Raw genomic sequence first — 17,850 nt, 5'->3', positions numbered from 1 at the left:
AACGCTTCGGGACAGAGTTTGTCTTTCTGGATTATCCGACAGGTATGTGAGCGTTTTTGTCGAATGACATCCGTTATAGATTTCAGCGTCTTTAAAAAATGAGTAAGGCATGGCGTCGCTCGGCGACTCATCAATAAACCCGGGTGTTGAAGGGTTTAAGGAGTCAATGGGATTTTTTATGAGGCGACGCTATGGTGAAAGTGTTTGAAGAGTTCATGAGTGGGCTGAGATCGTACCCGAAGGCCGTTCAGCTATGGATCTCTCTCTTGGCGGCATTCAATGGGCTGGTCCCGCTGTTTTTCTGGGACCGCTTTGAGGCTCAGGTCATATTTACGGCGTTTATTGCCGGGGGTATGATGGGGATGGCGTTGGTCGGCTTGCAGGGCTTCACCCGCCTGCTGGGTTTGATGCACGTTTTCTGGTTTCCCCTGCTGGTCTATTTATACACTCGTCTGGGGATGCATCCTGTCGAGGGTGCGTTTGGGCTCTACTTGAGAGTCGTTTTGGCGATGAACGGAATTTCCCTGGTGATCGACGTGGCCGATGTGTTTCGCTACCTGCGAGGCGAACGTTCCCCCATGAAGCGGGCGTGACTCTTTGCGTTTGACTACACCGCTTCGATAGCGGCTTGTGCGGCGGCCAGCAAGGCGGTGGGTACGCGGAATGGAGAACAGCTCACATAGTCCAACCCGAGTTGATTGAAGAACGTGATGGATTTCGGGTCGCCGCCATGTTCGCCGCAGATGCCAAGATGCAGTTTCTTGTTGGCGCCCTTGCCTTTTTCGATGGCGATTTTGATCAATTCTCCTACGCCATCCTGATCGACGGAGACAAAAGGATCTTCTTCCAGTAATTGCTGGTCGAGATAGTTCGGCAGGAAGCCGGCGGAATCGTCTCGGCTGATGCCGTAGCTGGTCTGCGTGAGATCGTTAGTACCGAACGAAAAGAAGTCCGCTTCGCGGCCGATGGCGTCTGCAGTGAGAGCCGCGCGCGGCAGTTCGATCATGGTTCCTATCTTGAGGGGCAACTTAATGTCGGTTTTTTTCTGAACGTCCTCCGCCTCTTCCAGTATCTGATCGCGGGTGATGACGAATTCGTTGACGTGACTGACAAGGGGAATCATGATCTCCGGGTAAATCTTGCCGCCTTTTTTGATTAGTTTCGATGCCGCCTCGAGAATAGCGCGCGCCTGCATGCGATAGATTTCCGGGAAGGCGATACCGAGTCGGCACCCGCGCAAACCGAGCATGGGATTGATCTCGCGTTGCGAGTTGATCTGTTTTGCCAGCGCGGTGGCGGAAATTTTCATTTCCTTTGCAAGCACCTTGATGTCTTCTTTATTGGACGGCAGGAATTCGTGCAAGGGCGGGTCGAGCAGGCGTATGGTTACGGGCAAGCCGTCCATGACGCGAAAAATCTCCGTGAAGTCGTTGCGCTGGATGGGCAATAATTTTTTCAGGGTTTCGGCGCGATCTTTTTCTTTTTGCGAACAGATCATGCGTCGCACCAGCAGAATTCGTTCCTTGTTAAAAAACATATGTTCGGTTCGGCACAGTCCGATGCCTTGCGCGCCGAAGTCGCGCGCCACCAGCGCATCGTGCGGGGTGTCCGCGTTGGCGCGAATTTGCAGGGTTCTGAATTCTCCCGCAAGATTCATCAGGCGGGCAAAGGAACTGGTCAGGCGCGGTTGAATGAGCGGCGCTTCGCCTGCGATGACTTGTCCGTTGGCGCCGTCGAGGGTGATGCTGTCGTTTTCAGTCAACACGGTTCCGTTGAGCGTCGCCCGTTTCTTTTTCATGTCGATATCCAGATTGCTACAGCCGGACACGCAGGGTTTGCCCATGGCACGCGCGACGACGGCGGCGTGCGAAGTCATGCCGCCTTTGGCGGTCAGGATGCCCTGGGATACGTTCATGCCGTGAATGTCTTCGGGTGAGGTTTCGGCGCGGACCAGAATGACTTTTTCTTTTTTGTCGGCGCGTAGCTGAGCGCCCTCGGGGGTGAATACGATTTTTCCGAACGCGGCTCCGGGTGAGGCTCCCAGACCTTTGGCCAGCACGTTGACGGTGGCGTTTGGGTCGATCATGGGATGAAAAATCTGATCGAGTTGACCGGGCGACACGCGCATGACCGCTTCGCGTTTGCTGATAAGCCCTTCCCCCACCATATCGACGGCCACTTTGATGGCGGCGGGAGCGGTGCGTTTGCCGGATCTCGTTTGTAGCAGGAACAGTTTGCGGTTCTCGATGGTGAATTCAAGGTCCTGCATGTCCTTGTAATGGTTCTCCAGCTTTTGATAGACCCGCACCAGTTCTTCGTAGACTTCGGGCATGACCGCTTCGAGTTCAGAAATCGGGCTGGGGGTGCGTATGCCGGCGACGACGTCTTCGCCCTGGGCGTTTATCATGTACTCGCCAAAGAATTTTTTCTCTCCGGTCGCCGGGTTGCGGGTGAAGGCCACGCCGGTGGCGGAGTCGTCTCCCATATTGCCAAATACCATCGCTTGTACGTTCACTGCGGTGCCCCAGTCGTGCGAAATCGCGTGGATTTTGCGGTAGGTGATTGCGCGCGGAGAATTCCATGAATGGAAAACCGCTTCGATGGCTTTTTTGAGTTGATCTATCGGCGAATCTGGAAACGGCGAGCCGGTTTGCTTCTTCACCACGGCTTTGAATTTGCTGATAATGGTTTTGAGGTCGCGCACCTGGAGTTCGGTGTCGGCTTCGACTTGTTTCAGCTTGCGCTGTTTGTCCATGATCGCTTCAAAGTGTTCGAATTTAACGCCGAGGGCGACGTTGGCGAACATGGCGATGAAGCGTCTGTGGCAGTCGTTTGCAAACCATTCATTGCCGGTGCTTTCAGCCAGACCCCTGGCGGTATCATCGTTAAGCCCGAGGTTGAGAACGGTGTCCATCATTCCGGGCATGGATTCCCGGGCGCCGGAGCGAACAGAGACGAGCAGGGGGTTGACGGGGTCTCCAAATTTTTTGTTGAGCGTTTTCTCCAATTGCGCGAGACGTTTTTTAACCTCAGTCCAAAGGGTCGGGGGTAACTGGGAGTCGTTTTTAAAAAACGCAAGGCAGGCCTCGGTCGTTATGGTGAATCCGGGGGGCACGGCGATGCCGAGGGAGGCCATTTCAGCCAGGTTGGCGCCTTTGCCCCCAAGCAGGTCGCGCATTTCCGCGTTGCCTTCGGTTTCTTCTCCGCTGAAAAAATAGAGGTATTTTTTAGACATTTTATATCCTGAGAATCATCTTCAGGAACATCATTGCGTTCTTGAGATGCGTTGCGGTTTCATGAAAAAAAGAGAATCAGGTTAGCCAAACAAAATAGGGTTTTCAACCTTTTTTGAAAACGATGCGTGAAAAGTCGGCGAGGTCTGAAAAGAGAAGGGATACGTTGCGTAGGAGCCGCAGGCGATTGGAGCGTATCGCAAGGTCTTTGTCCATGACCATCACGCCGTCAAAAAATGCGTCGACGGAAGGTTTGATCTCTACGATTTTCTCCAGGGCTTGAGAAAATTGTTTGTTTTCTACGAGTGAGCGTACTGGAGTTTTCAATTCCTGCCAGCTTTGGTGGAGTTTGATTTCGACCGGGTCTTTCAGGAGCGTCGAGTCGATGTCTCCAAAGGCGCTGTCATCAAGAATGCTGACGACGCGCCGGAAGGTGACGGAAAGGTCTTCAAAGTAGGCTTGCTGTTTCAGATCGGAGAAGGCGCGAACTTTCGCCTGCACGTCGGCAAGGGCATCGATGCCGGAAGCGAGCACGGCGTCGATGGCGTCGTAGGGAAAGCCTTCGTCTTTGAGGGATGATTTGTAGCGTTGCGCGAACAAGTCCAGCACATGCGAGCGGATTTCATCGCGCGTTAATTTGATTTTTGCGTCGAGATGGTTCAGACCTTCATCAATCAAGGCGTTGAGCGAAATGCTCCATTGCCGTTGTTGAATGATCTGGATAATGCCGAGCGCATGGCGGCGCAGTCCGTAAGGATCTTCGGAGCCGGAAGGGATGAGTCCGACGCCGATGCACCCTAAAATGGTGTCGAGTTTGTCGGCCAGGGCGATGATTGCGCCGACGGAGGTTTCCGGTGTGGAATCGCCTGCGAATGCGGGCTTGTAATGATCTTTTACGGCTTGCGATACGGCGTCGTTTTCTCCGGAGTGGCGGGCGTAATAGCCGCCCATGATGCCTTGCAGTTCGGGAAATTCATAGACCATCTGGGTCACGAGGTCGGCCTTGCACAAGCGCGCGGCGCGTATGGCGTCTTCCTTGTCTTCGGGGCTGACGGCGCTGGCGAGCGCTTCGGCCAGCGAGGCGATGCGGGTCATTTTCTCGTAGGAGGTACCGAGTTTTTTCTGAAAGACGACGCCGTTCAGGGCATCGACAAAATCTGCGAGCGGTTTTTTTCGATCTTCTTTATAGAAGAAGCTGGCGTCATCCAAGCGGGCGCGAATCACGCGTTCATTGCCTTTGCGAACTTCCTCGCCTTCGCCTTGCTGGATGTTGCTGATGGTGATGAAGTGGTTCAGCAATTCTCCTTTTGACGAAGCGACGGGAAAATAACGCTGGTGGCGTTTCATGACGATGCTCAGCAATTCTTTGGGTAGCTCGAGGTATTTGGCTTCGAAATTTCCGAGGATGGCGAAGGGATATTCGACCAGTTGGTTCACTTCTTCAAGAAGCGCGTCGTCGGGTTCCACTTGGCCTCCGGCGGCTGTTGCGAGTTCCCGGACTTGTCGTTCGATTTCCTGTTTGCGTTCGTTGGGATCGGCGATGATGCGATGCTCGCGGCATTGCTTCTGGTAGCTGGCGAGGTTTTCGACGGTGAATGTCTGGGGCGCCAGAAAACGATGCCCGCGCGACTGATTTCCGGCGCGGACGCCGTCGAAATTTATTTTCAGAGTACGATCTCCAAACAAGCTGACGATCCAGTGTAGCGGGCGCGCGAAAGCGGAGGGGTTGTCGGCCCAGCGCATTTTTTTAGGGAACGGAATGCTTTTGATCAATTGCGGGAGCCATGCTTCGAGCAGGGCCTGCGTCGCTTGTCCTTCGCGCTTGACGGTTGCGGCGATGACTTTGCCTTTTGGACTGTCGACAATTTGCAGGTCTTCGGGGTCGATGCCTTTACTTCTGGCAAATCCCTGAGCGGCGCGCGTCGGTTTGCCTGCATCGTCGAAGGCGGCTTGTACGCTGGGGCCGAGCAGGGTTTCCTCTTCGTCTTTTTGTTCTGTTTGGACCGTGGAAAAATGGATGGCCAGGCGTCGCGGTGTGCCGAACACTTGTGAGTCGGCAAAAGTGAGTTTGTTTTTCTCGAAGAAGGCCCGGATTTCCTTGTCCAGAAAATTCAAGGCCGGACGGACGTATCCTGAGGGGATTTCTTCGGAACCGATTTCAATGAACAGGTCGGAGGCGACGGGTTGTTCCATATTGGCTGATGATGTATTTGGGTTTGGGTTGCGTCAGAACGCTTAAAAATTATTTCTTCAGGACAGTTGATAATAGTCCAAGGATTGAAATTGTCAAACGATTTTGGAGGTTTGGAGGCGTTTCCGCGCGTGCTTGTCAGGCGGGACTCGGCTTGACAAAGGGGAGCGTAGTTTAGTTGAAAAGCGTCGGAATATGTGTCATGTTGTGGAGCGTAACTCCTTTAAATTTATGGGTCTGATACGATTTCATGACATCCACTGTTTTGATAGTCCTGCTGGCGCTGGTAGGCTTGGGGGCTTATAAAGCATTTTCCTCGTCTGTACGCGGTTCCTCCAAAACCGCATCGAGCGCCGACTCGGGCGGGGATGGCGATGGAGAATCGGGTTCAAAATCAGCCAAAAACAGTTTGATGAAGTTTGTTGAAAAATCGCTCGGGACTTCGGATGAGTGTCTGCATCGTTTTCCGTCCGGGGCCGAAAACTTCATCGGTCGGAAAGAGGAGTTGAAGGAGATTGAGAGCAAGGAATCAAAGCGCCCTATTTTGATCAACCTGTTCGGTAAAACCGGCGTTGGCAGAAAAGCCATGGCGTTTAAAATTGCGGATCGCCACAAGTTTCAGTTTCGCGATGCGCAGTTGTACTACGACATGAAGGCGGACGCGCCGACTTCGCGATCGGCGACCGACGTTATTTCCTATATCATTCAGTCGTTTCAGCCGGATGTGGATATCCCTTCAAGCAAGCTGGAGCTGGTCAAGTTGTATCGAAACCTGACTCGCGGCAAGCGCTTCATTCTGGTTCTGGACAATGTCGACAACGGCAAAATCATCAAGCCGCTGATCTCCTCCAAGAACATGGTCTTCATCATCGTCTCGGAATTTTCTCTTGAGTTGAGCGATTGGATCACGCATCAGGTGGATGAGATGTTGAAGGACGACGCCATTGTGCTGTTGAATTCCATCTGCCCGCAACTGGGTTTTTCCCATATCGTTTTTTCAAAATCCTGCAAGAACCACCCTTTCACCATGGTGTTGGCGGCGCGCTTTGTGAAAAGTCATCCCGGCGTCGATACCATGGAGTTTTTGAATAAAATGTCTGAGGAGGTGCGGCATCTTGAATTCATAGACACGGAAAGCTTCGACCGCTCGGCGACGGCGATGCTCAACCTCTGCTACAAATTGCTGGATGATGATATCGCCGTGGTTTTACGCAAATTACTGGTGTTTCCAGAAGCGTTCGACGCGTCGGCGGAAGCGTTTGTCTGCGAGGATTCGGGCAATACGAGTTTGGCCTTGTTAGCGAGCTTCGGTTTTCTGGAATTCGATTCGAAGAACGACGTTTATTTTCTAGAAGAATTCGTACGCTCGTTTTTGAGATCCAAAATTCAAGGCGGGGAGCGCTCCATGGCTGAAATGCGCATGGCGACGTATTACCTGACGCGTTTGGTTGAGGCTTCTGAATTGTTCTCGTCCGGCGGCGCCGGAAGGGTCAATGGAATGATTCTGTTCGACAAGGAATGGGATGGCATCAAGGCCGGCTGGGAGTGGACGCAGAAAAATCAAAGCGACGAAGCGTCGAGGTTATGTTGCTCCTATATGGAGGCGGCAGGAGAGATGTTGCGTAAGCGGCAACCTCTCAAGTTGGTGGCCGAATGGCTGGATGCGGCGATCTCTGCAAGTCGAAAAGTGGGCGAGGAGGAATTGGAAAAGAACCTGATGTTTCAGCAGGGCGAAATTTTGTTTGAACAGAAAAAACTCAAAAACGCTTGCGCGATACTGCTCAAGGTTCTGGAGTTGTCCAAAAAGCAGAAAGATATGAAAATGGAGCTGGCTTCGATGCGTATGCTGGGGCTGGCAAACCTGGAATTGGGAAATCTGGCAGAGGCCAAAAGCTATTTTCAAAACGAACTGGATTATTTGAAGGCCACGCAATCGACGGACGGTATTGAAGTCGTTTATGAAAATCTCGGACGTTGCGCCCAGTTTGTGGAGGATTATGAGGGGGCGCTCAAGATGTATGGCCAGGGATTGACCTTTGCGCAGAAGAACAATAATGTTCATCAGCAAGGGGTTGTGTTTCGCCGTATGGGTGAGATCAATATCGCTCAGAAGAACGCGAAGATGGCCGTTAATTTTCTCGAGCAGAGTTTGATTTTTTCGCGCAAGACCAAAAGCAAGAAGGAGCAGGGCTTGACGCTGTTTCAGTTGGGCAAGGCAACGAATCTTGCAAAATCGTTTGACAAGGCCATCGGTTTTTATCAACAGGCGCTCACGATGGCGCGCCAGACCAATGATATTAAATTAGAGGGTGAGACCATCTGGGCTTTGAGCCTGACCTTGCGACAGAAAGGCGACGGCGCCGACGCTTTGAGGCAGGGCAAGGCGGCGTTGAAAATTTTTGAGGTGATCAAGCACCCGATGCGCGAGGAGGCGATGCTTCGCTTGAAAGAATGGCGCGTTGCGGAGGGTGAAGTTTTTTAGCAGCGCTGAATGATTGGAATTTAAAACGACACGATTTGTAGTCTGGAAAGTAACCACAAATAACCGTTCGTCTCTTGCTAGTCCAAAGCAATAGAGATATCATGTATGCGGATTTATAGTTACTTAAACAAAGAATCTTTACCTGATAGAAGTTGATCGTTTTATGAACACAGCCAAAAAAATCAGAGCGGTGGTTGCGGATGACGAAATGCATATCCGCCGTATGGTTGTGAGCGTTTTGAAAACGATGCAGTGCGAAATCGTCGGCGAAGCGTCCAACGGTCAGGAAGCGATTGAATTGTTCGAGAAGGAACGCCCGGATATCTTGTTCATGGACATCAACATGCCTCTGAAACGGGGGGATGACGCCTTGGTGGAAATCATGCAGGCCCATCCGAATGCCTTCGTTATTATGCTCACTTCTGTGTCCGACGTCAGCACAATCCAGAAATGTGTCGATGCGGGCGCTGTGGATTATATTCGCAAGGACACTCCCATCCCCGAATTGAAACTCATGCTCAAAGAAGCGTGGGACGAGTTCAATAAAAAACGGTGACTTATGAGCCTTTCTGATAAAAATTCAAAATATCGAATGTATGATTTGAAGAAGATGCAGGGTGAAATTAAGAAGGACGAAGGCTCCGGAGAGATGAAAAAGAACCTGGCCCAGGACGATATTAAGAAAATGATTCAACGTAAGAAACAACCCAAACCGTCATGAACCAGAGCTCAAAATTCTTTGACCTTCTGGTTGCCAGGGGCGTGCTGGACAAGGCTTCTGTCGAGGTCATTTTAAAAAAATCAGGGAACGACGCGTTTGAAGCGGTGCTCAAGATGAAAGAGGGCGAGATCGATGTGCAAGCCACGACTAACGACCTGGGGCAGTGGTGGGCCGATTGCAATGGTCTGGCTTATGTGGAATTGAGCAAGTCGCTCTTCCAGCCCGGCGTGGTGCAAAAGCTCCCTAAAGATTTTTCATACGCGCATACGATCATCCCTTTGTATCAATTTGGCGATGCGGTGACGGTTGCTGTCGCCGATGTGAGTAATAAAGATATTCTCAAAGAAGCTGGGGAGTTGATGGGGGCGCCTGCCAGCCCCGTTTTTAGTTTTCCCGATGAGATACAGGATGCATTGGCAATCCAATACCAAACGGAAAATTCGATTGAAGAGATCACCAGTAAAATCTCAGGGGCTCTGATTTCAAGTTCCGGCAACGAAGCGACTCTGGAGAGTATCAAGGAAATTGCCGGGGATAAGGCGATCGTCGACCTGGTTCAGTCTATCTTCCTTTTGGGGCTTAAAGAAGGCGCCAGCGATATTCATATTGAACCCTACGAGAACAGGGTCAACGTTCGTTTTCGCATCGACGGAATTTTGTACAATCGCATGAGTTTTGGCAAGAGCGTTCTACCGCCTTTGATTTCGAGATTGAAGATCCTGTCAAATACAAATATTACGGAAAACAGAAGGCCGCAGGATGGGCGGATCAGCTTTAAATTGTCCTCGCGTTCTATCGACGTTCGTTTTGCCACGATGCCGACGATTTTCGGAGAAAAAATCACGCTTCGTATTCTGGGTCGCGCCCTGGTTCAGGATGTGCCGGGCTTGGACGAGCTGAGCTTGTCGGCGGCTAATCGTAGCAAGCTGGAGGACATCATCCGAACGCCTAATGGCGTCATTTTTGTGACCGGACCTACGGGTTCGGGCAAGACGACCACCCTGTTCTCTATTCTCAATCAACTGAACGAGCCTGAAACAAATATTTTAACCGTTGAAGACCCTGTTGAGTATCGTCTGGAAGGCATCACGCAGGTTCAGGTCAATGCTGCGATTGATCTGGATTTCGCCAAAGTCTTGCGGTCTTTTCTGCGGCACGATCCGGATATCATTCTGGTCGGGGAAATTCGCGATCTGGAGACGGCCAAGGTCGCTTCACAGGCCGCGCTGACCGGGCATTTGGTCATGGCGACCATGCACACGAACAACTCGCTTCAGGCGATCACCCGGCTTGTTGAAATTGGCGTCGAGCCTTTTCTGGTGGCCCCGTCGGTGATCGGCGTGGTCGCGCAACGACTGGTAAGAAAAATTTGTGAACAGTGTAAAGAGAAGTACGAGGTTGACGAGGCATTGCTCAATGAAACGTTTTTATGGGATGGAATGGAAAAGGTCTATTTCTACAGAGGCCGGGGTTGTGAAAAATGCAAGCATTCAGGCTACTCCGGGCGGATCGCCTTGCATGAGATCCTCATCGTTGATGAGCAGGTTCGGGATTTTATCGCTAAAAGCAGTTCAATACTGGAAGTGAAAAAATATGTGGAAAGCGACACGGTTGATTTTCAGACGCTTCGTTATGACGGTTTGAAAAAGGTATTGAGGGGCCTCACGACGATTGACGAAATTAATAAAACCACTCCAAAAGAATTAAAGGTTAATTTTTAGAGCGCCTGGGATTATCGTTATGAACTTTGACGCTAAAATTTTGATAGTTGATGATGAACTTCCGGCTCGAAAACTGCTAATGGGCTATCTGCAAAAAATTGGTTATGAGAACCTGACTGATGTGGATAGCGCAGAAAAAGCCATCCAAAAGTTATGCATTGAAAAATTTGATCTGGTCATTTCAGATTGGAACATGCCTCAAATGACGGGTTTGGAATTTTATCAGTTGATCACGGAGAGAGAGCTGATTACAGGCGTTCCGTTTTTGATGGTGACGAGCGTGAACGAAAAAGATAATGTTCTCAAGGCGATCAAAATGGGCGTGCAGGGTTATATCATCAAACCCTTTGATGTGGAAACCTTGCAGGATAAAATTGATGACGTTTTAAAGTAAGTCTGTTGAAAGTCGGGCGAGGTCTGCCGGAGTCGGTTTGCATTTTAATTATTTGAGGTTCTCTTTGATTTCGATGGGTCGTTTGTTGAGAAAGAATAATGGGATGTTTAATAAAACATTGATTTCGCTTAATTCTATTTGAAACCTGGACATGGCTGATATTCCTGAAGAGTTTAGAGGTATGAAGATCCTGCTTGCGGATGACACGCCCGCCAATATTCAGATATTGCACCGGGTGTTTGCCGATCAGGGTCTTGAGATTTTCATTGCGACGAGCGGCGATGTGGCGCTGGAGAATATCAGAAGATCCCAGCCCGATCTGGTCTTGCTGGATATCATGATGCCGGGACTCAGCGGTTTTGAAGTTTGCAAGGCGCTCAAGGAGGACGAGGCGACTCGCGACATTCCCGTCATTTTCATCAGCGCAAAAAATGAGACTGAGGATATCGTGGAAGGATTCGATCTTGGCGCGGTTGATTACGTCGTCAAGCCCTTCCGCCTTGAAGAGGTGATCGCGCGCGTTACGACACAACTGAGATTGAGACGAGTCGATCAGGAGAATCAAAAACTTGTTGAAGCCAAGAATGTATTTCTTGGCATGGCGGCTCACGATTTGAGAAACCCACTCGTGTGCATCCGCGGATTCAGCGAGTTGTTGAAGGACGAAGATCTTGATGTCGAATCGCAAATTGAGTACAAGGAATTGATTCATTCCGTGAGCAACGAGATGTTGACGATTTTGAATGATCTTCTGGACATTTCACAGATCGAAAGCGGGAAATTAAAACTAACGTTGAAGCCCAATGATCTTGGAAAGCTGGTTGAACGTCGGGTGCATCTGAATAAAAATATTGCGAAAAAGAAAGAAATCCAGATTCTCAGCGAGTTGGAATCCTTGCCTTCGGTTCAATTCGATTTCGAACGAATGGGGCAGGTGTTGGACAATTTTATCAGCAACGCGATCAAATTTTCTCCCCAGGGAACCGTCATCCGCGTCCGTTTAAAACAGTCGGAAAATAAGGCGCGTATCGAAGTCGTGGATGAGGGACCCGGAATTTCAGAGGATGAAATCAGCCAGTTGTTTGGAGAGTTTCAAAAATTGAGCAGTCGGCCAACCGCCGGGGAAAGTAGCACGGGACTGGGTCTGGCTATTGTGAAAAAAATCGTCAACGCGCACGGCGGCGAGGTTGGGGTTACGAGCGAAGTCGGCCGTGGAAGCTCGTTTTATTTTTGCCTGCCTCTGGACGCGCCCGCCTGAGAATTTTCTGAAAATTCAGCCGCGCTTGCCAGCCTTCCTTGTTCCGGCATTTTCGAACCGTAATTCACTGCTTCTTGAAATGATCTAAATTTTTCTCCAGCGTGGAGGATTGTTCCGGCGTCGGGTCGATCATCGGCCATATCAAGATAAACAAAATGAAGCTGACGACGACGACCCCGATAGCGAAGCCGAACCAGTCGAAAATTGAAAATTTTTCTTTGGGTTCATTCATAGCTGTTTCTCCCCATATAATTGAGTATCGCTAAGCGCGCATTGATTAAAAAAACATTTCACGAAGCGCTCCTTCCGTCCCAGGCTTTGATCCTTGGCAACCAGCGCGGCACGTTGTTTTTGTAAGTCAGGTAAGAGGCTCCAAAGCGTTTTTCCAGATCGGGTTCTTCCCAGAAGGGGATGAGAACCAGACAGCCCAGAATAAACAAAAGCCCCCAAAGGAAAATGGGAGTGGAGCCAAACAAGGCCGCCTCGCCCAGCAATACATACCATACGCCCAACATCATCGGATTCCGCGTATGGCGGTAAATACCCAGCGCGACCAGCTTTTTGGGCGGATCGAAGGGGGCGGGCGTGCCGTCTCCGTGGGTTGTGAATAGCGAAACGGTTTTCCAACACAGATAGACGCCGAGTCCGATGAGCAGGAGAGCGGCCGCCGTTCGGAAGGGACTGAAGTGCATGTCAAAAAACTCCAGAACCCGACCTTTCTGGGATAGCCAGAGCAGGATTCCGGGAATGACGCCCATGACGTTGAATGGAAACAGGAAGAACGCGAAGATCAGGGATCGTGACAATTTCATGGCCCAGCCAAATCCTTATTCAGTATTGCGGAAAGCGCATCTTGCCATAAAAGCTCGGAAAAGTCTATTTTTCAGATAGTTCCATTGACTATTGCGCGGAAAAATGGGACAATTCCATTCTGTTTTTTTGGGAAATGTGATTTCAAGCGCTCATGCGCTTTTACTATAGATAACCAGGGCTTAGGCCAAGTATTTGAAAAATATGATAAACGCCTGATGACCCCCTGTCGGCATTCGCCGCTTCCAAGTAGTGTCTTGTATTTATCTTCCACAATTTCCCGCCGCTGATTTCCCGTCGGTTTTGCAACGGGGCCAATTATCAGGAGAAAAGTTGCATGTCATATTCTGAGGAAAAAGGAGACGTGAATTCGCCGTCCAATTCAGCGAAACGATTTCTTTGGAGCCGACAATTCTGGGGCGCCGGAATCGTTCTGTCCAGCGTGCTGGCGATTGGGGCCTGGACTCATTTTCCTGCAGAAACTCCGCCGCGTTCCGTGAAAATAATTCAGCCGGTGAAACTGGACACGACCCCCTTGCCGGCGTTGACCGTTCCGGAACCGGAAATCGAAGCGGTCGTCGAGGCGGAAGTCGAAGCGCCGCCGTCCAATCTACATTTTAAGGGAACCGTTGCGCGTAACGAGAGTTTGACTCAATTGCTGGGGCGCAAGGGCGTGTCTCTGGAGACCTCGCTCAAGCTGGCGCGGCAAACCCGTTCGGTTTATAACTGGAACCGCCTGCGTTCAGGTAAATCCTATTCCATCGAAATGACGAACGATAAGGAATTGGTTTCCTTCGTCTATCAGGTTGATAATAATTTGAAGTTGAGCGTAGAGCGGGATGGGGAGGAATTCAACGCCCGCTTCATCGAAACTCAATACGATATTCAGTTGGAAGTGCTGGAAGGACGCATTCAGGACAACCTGATTTCCGCCGTGCTGGACGCGGGGGGGAATTATCAGACGGCTCTGGATCTGGAGGAAATTTTCGCCTGGCAAATCAATTTTTTTAAGGACCTTCGCAAAGGCGATTCCTTTAAAATCATCGTCGAAAAGAAAATGCGCGACAACCAGGCGGCCGGGTTTGGAAGAATCAGAGCGGCGACTTTTTTCAACAAAGGGGAAAGTATGGCGGCGGTCTATTTTGAGCCAGATGGCGGGATTGGCGGTTATTACGCGCCGGACAGCCGACCCTTGAAGAAACAGTTTTTAAAGAGTCCTTTAAAGTATACGCGCATCACCTCCGGTTTCACCGGCAAGCGCTTTCATCCGATTTACAAAAAGCATTTGCCGCACCGGGCGGTCGATTACGCGGCGCCCCGGGGAACTCCGATTTACGCGATCAGCGACGGCGAAGTGATGAGCGTTTCCAGAAACTCGCGTTCCGGCAAGCATATCAAGCTGAAGCACCGCAATGGCTTCGTCAGTTCGTATTCGCATCTGTCGAGGTATCAAACGGGCTTGTCGGTGGGAAAGAAAGTTCAGCAGGGGCAGGTCATCGGTTATGTCGGTTCGACCGGAGCGGCGACGGGACCTCACCTGTGTTTCCACTTGCGCAAGAATGGCAAGTCGATCAATCCTCTGACCTTTCAGTCGCCAGGCGGACCTCCCCTGGATGAAGAAAACATGACGGCCTTTCAGTTGACTGCGCGGCAGGGCATGCTGGTTCTGGGCTATCCAGAGCCTACGACCACCTGAGATTCAACAGTTTAAAAATTACCCCGCCTGTTTTGAAACACATTCCTCTCTCAATTCACCGCTGTAAACCTTCCACTGCCACAGCGCCGCCTGTTCTCTATTTTTTCGGCGGTTCTCTGAGGATGCAAAGGCTTCCAAGAAATTTCTTGTCCGTATTTTTTTTATAGACGACGTCGTTGGGCAGGTTCCAGATGCCGAAGGATTCGACGAGGTAGGTGTGGTATTTTCGGTCGGCCCAGATCGGAGATTGCTTGTTAACGCAGAACTGCACCGATAGTCCGTGAGTGGCGCGGTCGCCGCCCCGTCGGGTGGCCAGTTGAGGGACCATGCTTTCCGGGTCGGAGAGATTGGCGATTTCCTTGATGGACTTTCCCAAAAGTTGCTTTTCGTCAAAGCCGAGGGAAGCGCAGAATTTCGGGTTGGCCTGGATGATGTTTTGATCGGCATCCAGCCGGAACACGCCATCGGAAACGCATTCGACGACATTGCGATAGATATTATGGGCCTCGATCAATTCTTCATTTTGCAGGTCCAGTTTTTGATTCAATTCTCGAGTTTCGGTCAGTAGCACGCTGAGCTTGAGCTGTGTCGCTACGCGATAAAGAACTTCGTCCTGCTGGAAGGGCTTGGAAACGTAATCACAGCCGCCGCATTCAAAAGCCTTGACGATGGATTCAATATTTGTCAAAGCGGTGATGAAGATGATGGGAATGTGTTTGGTCTCTTCCATCGCCTTCAACTGACGACAGGTTTCAAATCCGTCGATGCCCGGCATCATCACGTCCAGCAGAATCAGCAGAGGTTTGACTTTCTTGGCGATTTCAATTGCGGAAGTTCCATTCAGGGCAACGGAAATATTGAAGTCGTTGCCCTCCAGCAGTCTGCGTAGAACGTCGATATTCTGCGGCGTGTCATCGACCAAAAGCAGAGTCTTGCCTTTGAGCTTGGCTTTCCATTGATCATCCAGATTCATGAAATTTCTCTATGCGTCATTAATAATGATTCTCAAATTCCAACTTAGATTAAAGTAAAAAATGGATATATCAAAGCTCTATTTGGCTCGAAAGAACAATCAAAGAGTTGGCTTAGAGGAGGTCGCAATTCCCGATGGGGAATCATGTTGAACTAGAGCCTTCGTATCGCTGGATTGCGCTATGCCAAAGTTAGTTTTTTCTCACGTAAGTGCCTAGGTTTTCCTGTTTGAGTTTCGCCATCGCTTCGTTCATTTCCCCCATGCGTTTGATCAGGAGTTTGAGCAATTGATCTTTAAACTTGTTAAGAATGGCGGGGTCCAGATTGTTGAACAGGTATCCGTCCATTTTAAGCAGGACGACCGACTCTTTGGCCATGACATTAGTGGATCGGGCTGAGCCGGTGATCAGGGGAACCTCGCCAAACACCGCGCCCGCCGACAGCGTGTTCAACTCCTCCCCGGGAATTTCATTTCGGGTGATGGCAACCTGGCCTTTGATAAGCACGAATATAGTTGAATCCGTGTCTCCCTGTCGAATGATCAAGTCGCCTGGGTCGGGGGACAGAATATGATTTTCGATACGAGAAAGCGTCTCCTTTTCCCCCTCAGAAAAATCGTCGAAGAAGGAAATATTATCCATGAGCGCGATAATTTCTTTCGATTCCATCGGTGTCGTCCATTCTGTTTGAATTGTTTCAATACTTCTATTTAAAAGGAATGAGAGAGGATTCGCAACGGCTTTTTGTTGAATAAATTGTAGCAAAAAAAGTATTTGGGAAGCAGGGTCGAAAGCAATTCCTGAGGAAGACTATTTTTTAGCGCAAAGGCAGGTCGCCGTCTATCCAGGATGAGATTTTCAAGCTCGGCGAGAAATTGGAGGGGGCGGGCGATTGAGTCGCCGGAGTGATTTTAAGGTTCAGCTCTTCTTTCTGTTGGGTCCAGGGCCGACAGAAAGTCAGCCGATAATTCCCTGGACGCAAAAACAGCAATTGTAATTCCTTGCGCGGCGGGAGATAGCTCAGTTGGAACACCGGTCGCAGGGAGTTGGCGCGGGTGAGGATCATATCTGTCAGGGCAAATTGGCAATCGTTCACGAAAGCCGTCGGGCTAGACAGGTCGAGGCTGAACGAAGCCTGCGCTTCGATGGCATGATTGAGATGCAGGCATTGCTGGCTTCGGGGCAGAGCCTTTGTGGTCTCGCCTTTTAAATAAGGCAGGGCCAGCCAGATATCGAACTGGATGCAGTCAGCGTCATAAGTTGCGTCCAGATCGTAATGATTGGCAATTTGCTCAGCCGTTTTCCAGTGCATGCGTCAGAACTCCGGGAACGAATTGTTACTTGCTATCAGTATGAAGAGTAGTAAAACGGCGCGGGGAAAAATATAGGGTGTATTCCTATTTATTTTGTAAGATGAATTCCTAGTATTATTTTGTCTTTGATTGAGGCGTTGGAACCGTGGCAAATTCCCCCAGATTCCATTTGTCGTGCAACTCCTTCAAACGTCCCTTTTCGACAAGAGCGGTAATCGCTGAATTCACCGTGTGAATCAATTCGGCGCTGTCCTGGCGAAAAACGATGCCGTAGGATTCAGAGGTCAGTCTCTGGCCGACAATGTGCGATATCTGCCGCAACTCTTCATTTTGATTGTAGAAATAATTGATCTGGGTGGTGTCGCCGAGAACCGCGACGATTCCTCCATTGATCAGATCGATGAGAGCGTGCCCGATTTTTTCATAGGCTTTTTGCGGGACTTTTTCAAACTGATTCAGATAAAAGTAGGAGGTGGTGTTGATCTGCGCTCCGGCCAGCCCATCCTTGCTTTCCAAATCTTCCAGTCCTGAAATCTCCCCCAGGTCCTTGCGCGCCAGCAAGGCGACTCCGCTTTCAAGGTAAGGAATGCTGAAGGCAAATTTCTTTTTCCGCTCTTCCAGAATCGTTATGGAAGAAATCAACATATCAAATTTTCCGGTGATCAAGCCGCCGAACAAACCGCCCCATTCGACGTCGATGATCTCGACTTCATGCCCTGCTTCTTCCGCAATGGCGTGGATCAGATCGACTTCGAAGCCGTCTTTTTCATTGCGGTCGTTAATGAAAGCCATGGGAATGAAGGTGGTGTCCACTGCCGCGATCCATTTCTTTTTGGGAGCGGAGGCCGTCGGCTCCGGTTCCGAGCAAGCCGTTGTCAGGAGGATCGGGCAAAATAGTAAAACGATCAGGAAATTTTGAAAAATTTTCATGAATAAAATGGGATTGGGTAAAAAATCAGAGCGTCCAGGGCAAAGCTTGCATCATAAAGCAATCGATCGCTCTCCGCCACTTTTCACTGATAAATAAAACGGCTCCTTCCTTGTTTCGCAATAAAATTGT

General features: G+C 50.2%; 15 protein-coding genes. 8 read left to right on the top strand and 7 right to left on the bottom strand.

Annotated features, from left to right (window positions below; all coding sequences use genetic code 11):
• Positions 1-191: 191 nt before the first annotated feature.
• The gene (locus G3M78_02845; GenBank protein ID QPJ64389.1) at positions 192-593 is read left to right on the top strand and encodes a hypothetical protein; all 402 of its coding nucleotides are present in this window, start codon (positions 192-194) and stop codon (positions 591-593) included.
• Positions 594-607: 14 nt separating this feature from the next.
• Here the strand turns inward: G3M78_02845 and G3M78_02840 are convergent, their stop codons facing one another.
• The gene (locus tag G3M78_02840) at positions 608-3,235 is read right to left on the bottom strand and encodes a pyruvate, phosphate dikinase (GenBank protein QPJ64388.1); all 2,628 of its coding nucleotides are present in this window, start codon (positions 3,233-3,235) and stop codon (positions 608-610) included.
• Positions 3,236-3,338: 103 nt separating this feature from the next.
• The gene (locus G3M78_02835) at positions 3,339-5,426 is read right to left on the bottom strand and encodes a glycine--tRNA ligase subunit beta (protein QPJ64387.1); all 2,088 of its coding nucleotides are present in this window, start codon (positions 5,424-5,426) and stop codon (positions 3,339-3,341) included.
• A gap of 248 nt (positions 5,427-5,674) precedes the next feature.
• On the opposite strand from G3M78_02835, the gene G3M78_02830 reads away from it, so the two are divergent.
• The 6 genes from G3M78_02830 (at position 5,675) to G3M78_02805 (ending at position 12,000) form a co-directional block, all read left to right on the top strand.
• The gene (locus tag G3M78_02830; GenBank protein ID QPJ64386.1) at positions 5,675-7,906 is read left to right on the top strand and encodes a hypothetical protein; all 2,232 of its coding nucleotides are present in this window, start codon (positions 5,675-5,677) and stop codon (positions 7,904-7,906) included.
• A gap of 163 nt (positions 7,907-8,069) precedes the next feature.
• Positions 8,070-8,462: a response regulator gene (locus G3M78_02825; GenBank protein ID QPJ64385.1), complete on the top strand. Its 393-nt coding sequence runs from the start codon at positions 8,070-8,072 to the stop codon at positions 8,460-8,462.
• Between the two features lie 3 nt (positions 8,463-8,465).
• Complete coding sequence (locus G3M78_02820) at positions 8,466-8,627, top strand: hypothetical protein (protein QPJ64384.1); 162 nt, start codon at positions 8,466-8,468, stop codon at positions 8,625-8,627.
• Positions 8,624-10,348 carry a type II/IV secretion system protein gene (locus tag G3M78_02815; protein QPJ64383.1) on the top strand — a complete coding sequence of 575 codons (1,725 nt, stop codon included), beginning with the start codon at positions 8,624-8,626 and terminating at the stop codon, positions 10,346-10,348. The genes G3M78_02820 and G3M78_02815 overlap by 4 nt, the downstream gene beginning before the upstream one ends.
• 19 nt (positions 10,349-10,367) lie before the next feature.
• Positions 10,368-10,742: a response regulator gene (locus G3M78_02810; protein ID QPJ64382.1), complete on the top strand. Its 375-nt coding sequence runs from the start codon at positions 10,368-10,370 to the stop codon at positions 10,740-10,742.
• 181 nt (positions 10,743-10,923) lie between these two features.
• Complete coding sequence (locus tag G3M78_02805; GenBank protein QPJ64381.1) at positions 10,924-12,000, top strand: hybrid sensor histidine kinase/response regulator; 1,077 nt, start codon at positions 10,924-10,926, stop codon at positions 11,998-12,000.
• A 290-nt stretch (positions 12,001-12,290) separates the two neighbouring features.
• Here the strand turns inward: G3M78_02805 and G3M78_02800 are convergent, their stop codons facing one another.
• On the bottom strand, positions 12,291-12,812 hold the full coding sequence (locus G3M78_02800) for an isoprenylcysteine carboxylmethyltransferase family protein (protein ID QPJ64380.1): 522 nt from the start codon (positions 12,810-12,812) through the stop codon (positions 12,291-12,293).
• A 335-nt stretch (positions 12,813-13,147) separates the two neighbouring features.
• Between G3M78_02800 and G3M78_02795 the strand changes: the two genes are divergently transcribed.
• The gene (locus G3M78_02795; protein ID QPJ64379.1) at positions 13,148-14,506 is read left to right on the top strand and encodes a M23 family metallopeptidase; all 1,359 of its coding nucleotides are present in this window, start codon (positions 13,148-13,150) and stop codon (positions 14,504-14,506) included.
• 97 nt (positions 14,507-14,603) lie between these two features.
• Here the strand turns inward: G3M78_02795 and G3M78_02790 are convergent, their stop codons facing one another.
• From G3M78_02790 to G3M78_02775, 4 genes are all read right to left on the bottom strand, one after another.
• On the bottom strand, positions 14,604-15,479 hold the full coding sequence (locus tag G3M78_02790; protein ID QPJ64378.1) for a response regulator: 876 nt from the start codon (positions 15,477-15,479) through the stop codon (positions 14,604-14,606).
• 190 nt (positions 15,480-15,669) lie between these two features.
• Positions 15,670-16,146, bottom strand: coding sequence for a cyclic nucleotide-binding domain-containing protein (locus tag G3M78_02785; GenBank protein ID QPJ64377.1), 477 nt, complete (start codon positions 16,144-16,146; stop codon positions 15,670-15,672).
• Positions 16,147-16,294: 148 nt separating this feature from the next.
• Positions 16,295-16,789 (bottom strand): hypothetical protein, encoded by a 495-nt coding sequence (locus G3M78_02780; protein QPJ64376.1) that lies wholly within the window; start codon positions 16,787-16,789, stop codon positions 16,295-16,297.
• 115 nt (positions 16,790-16,904) lie between these two features.
• Positions 16,905-17,720: a transporter substrate-binding domain-containing protein gene (locus G3M78_02775; protein QPJ64375.1), complete on the bottom strand. Its 816-nt coding sequence runs from the start codon at positions 17,718-17,720 to the stop codon at positions 16,905-16,907.
• Positions 17,721-17,850 lie beyond the last annotated feature (130 nt).

It is taken from the genome of Candidatus Nitrohelix vancouverensis, assembly GCA_015698305.1.
GTDB lineage: Bacteria > Nitrospinota > Nitrospinia > Nitrospinales > VA-1 > Nitrohelix > Nitrohelix vancouverensis.
Note: the sequence above shows the minus strand (reverse complement) of the source record. Positions and strands in the feature narration are given on the sequence as shown.

What these genes read in the sequence shown, in the direction of transcription:
- G3M78_02785 (QPJ64377.1), bottom strand. Translation starts at nt 16,146, where the DNA reads ATGGAATCGAAAGAAATTATCGCGCTCATGGATAATATTTCCTTCTTC.
- G3M78_02810 (QPJ64382.1), top strand. Translation starts at nt 10,368, where the DNA reads ATGAACTTTGACGCTAAAATTTTGATAGTTGATGATGAACTTCCGGCT.
- G3M78_02840 (QPJ64388.1), bottom strand. Translation starts at nt 3,235, where the DNA reads ATGTCTAAAAAATACCTCTATTTTTTCAGCGGAGAAGAAACCGAAGGC.
- G3M78_02835 (QPJ64387.1), bottom strand. Translation starts at nt 5,426, where the DNA reads ATGGAACAACCCGTCGCCTCCGACCTGTTCATTGAAATCGGTTCCGAA.
- G3M78_02825 (QPJ64385.1), top strand. Translation starts at nt 8,070, where the DNA reads ATGAACACAGCCAAAAAAATCAGAGCGGTGGTTGCGGATGACGAAATG.
- G3M78_02775 (QPJ64375.1), bottom strand. Translation starts at nt 17,720, where the DNA reads ATGAAAATTTTTCAAAATTTCCTGATCGTTTTACTATTTTGCCCGATC.
- G3M78_02800 (QPJ64380.1), bottom strand. Translation starts at nt 12,812, where the DNA reads ATGAAATTGTCACGATCCCTGATCTTCGCGTTCTTCCTGTTTCCATTC.
- G3M78_02780 (QPJ64376.1), bottom strand. Translation starts at nt 16,789, where the DNA reads ATGCACTGGAAAACGGCTGAGCAAATTGCCAATCATTACGATCTGGAC.
- G3M78_02790 (QPJ64378.1), bottom strand. Translation starts at nt 15,479, where the DNA reads ATGAATCTGGATGATCAATGGAAAGCCAAGCTCAAAGGCAAGACTCTG.
- G3M78_02815 (QPJ64383.1), top strand. Translation starts at nt 8,624, where the DNA reads ATGAACCAGAGCTCAAAATTCTTTGACCTTCTGGTTGCCAGGGGCGTG.
- G3M78_02820 (QPJ64384.1), top strand. Translation starts at nt 8,466, where the DNA reads ATGAGCCTTTCTGATAAAAATTCAAAATATCGAATGTATGATTTGAAG.
- G3M78_02805 (QPJ64381.1), top strand. Translation starts at nt 10,924, where the DNA reads ATGAAGATCCTGCTTGCGGATGACACGCCCGCCAATATTCAGATATTG.
- G3M78_02845 (QPJ64389.1), top strand. Translation starts at nt 192, where the DNA reads ATGGTGAAAGTGTTTGAAGAGTTCATGAGTGGGCTGAGATCGTACCCG.
- G3M78_02830 (QPJ64386.1), top strand. Translation starts at nt 5,675, where the DNA reads ATGACATCCACTGTTTTGATAGTCCTGCTGGCGCTGGTAGGCTTGGGG.
- G3M78_02795 (QPJ64379.1), top strand. Translation starts at nt 13,148, where the DNA reads ATGTCATATTCTGAGGAAAAAGGAGACGTGAATTCGCCGTCCAATTCA.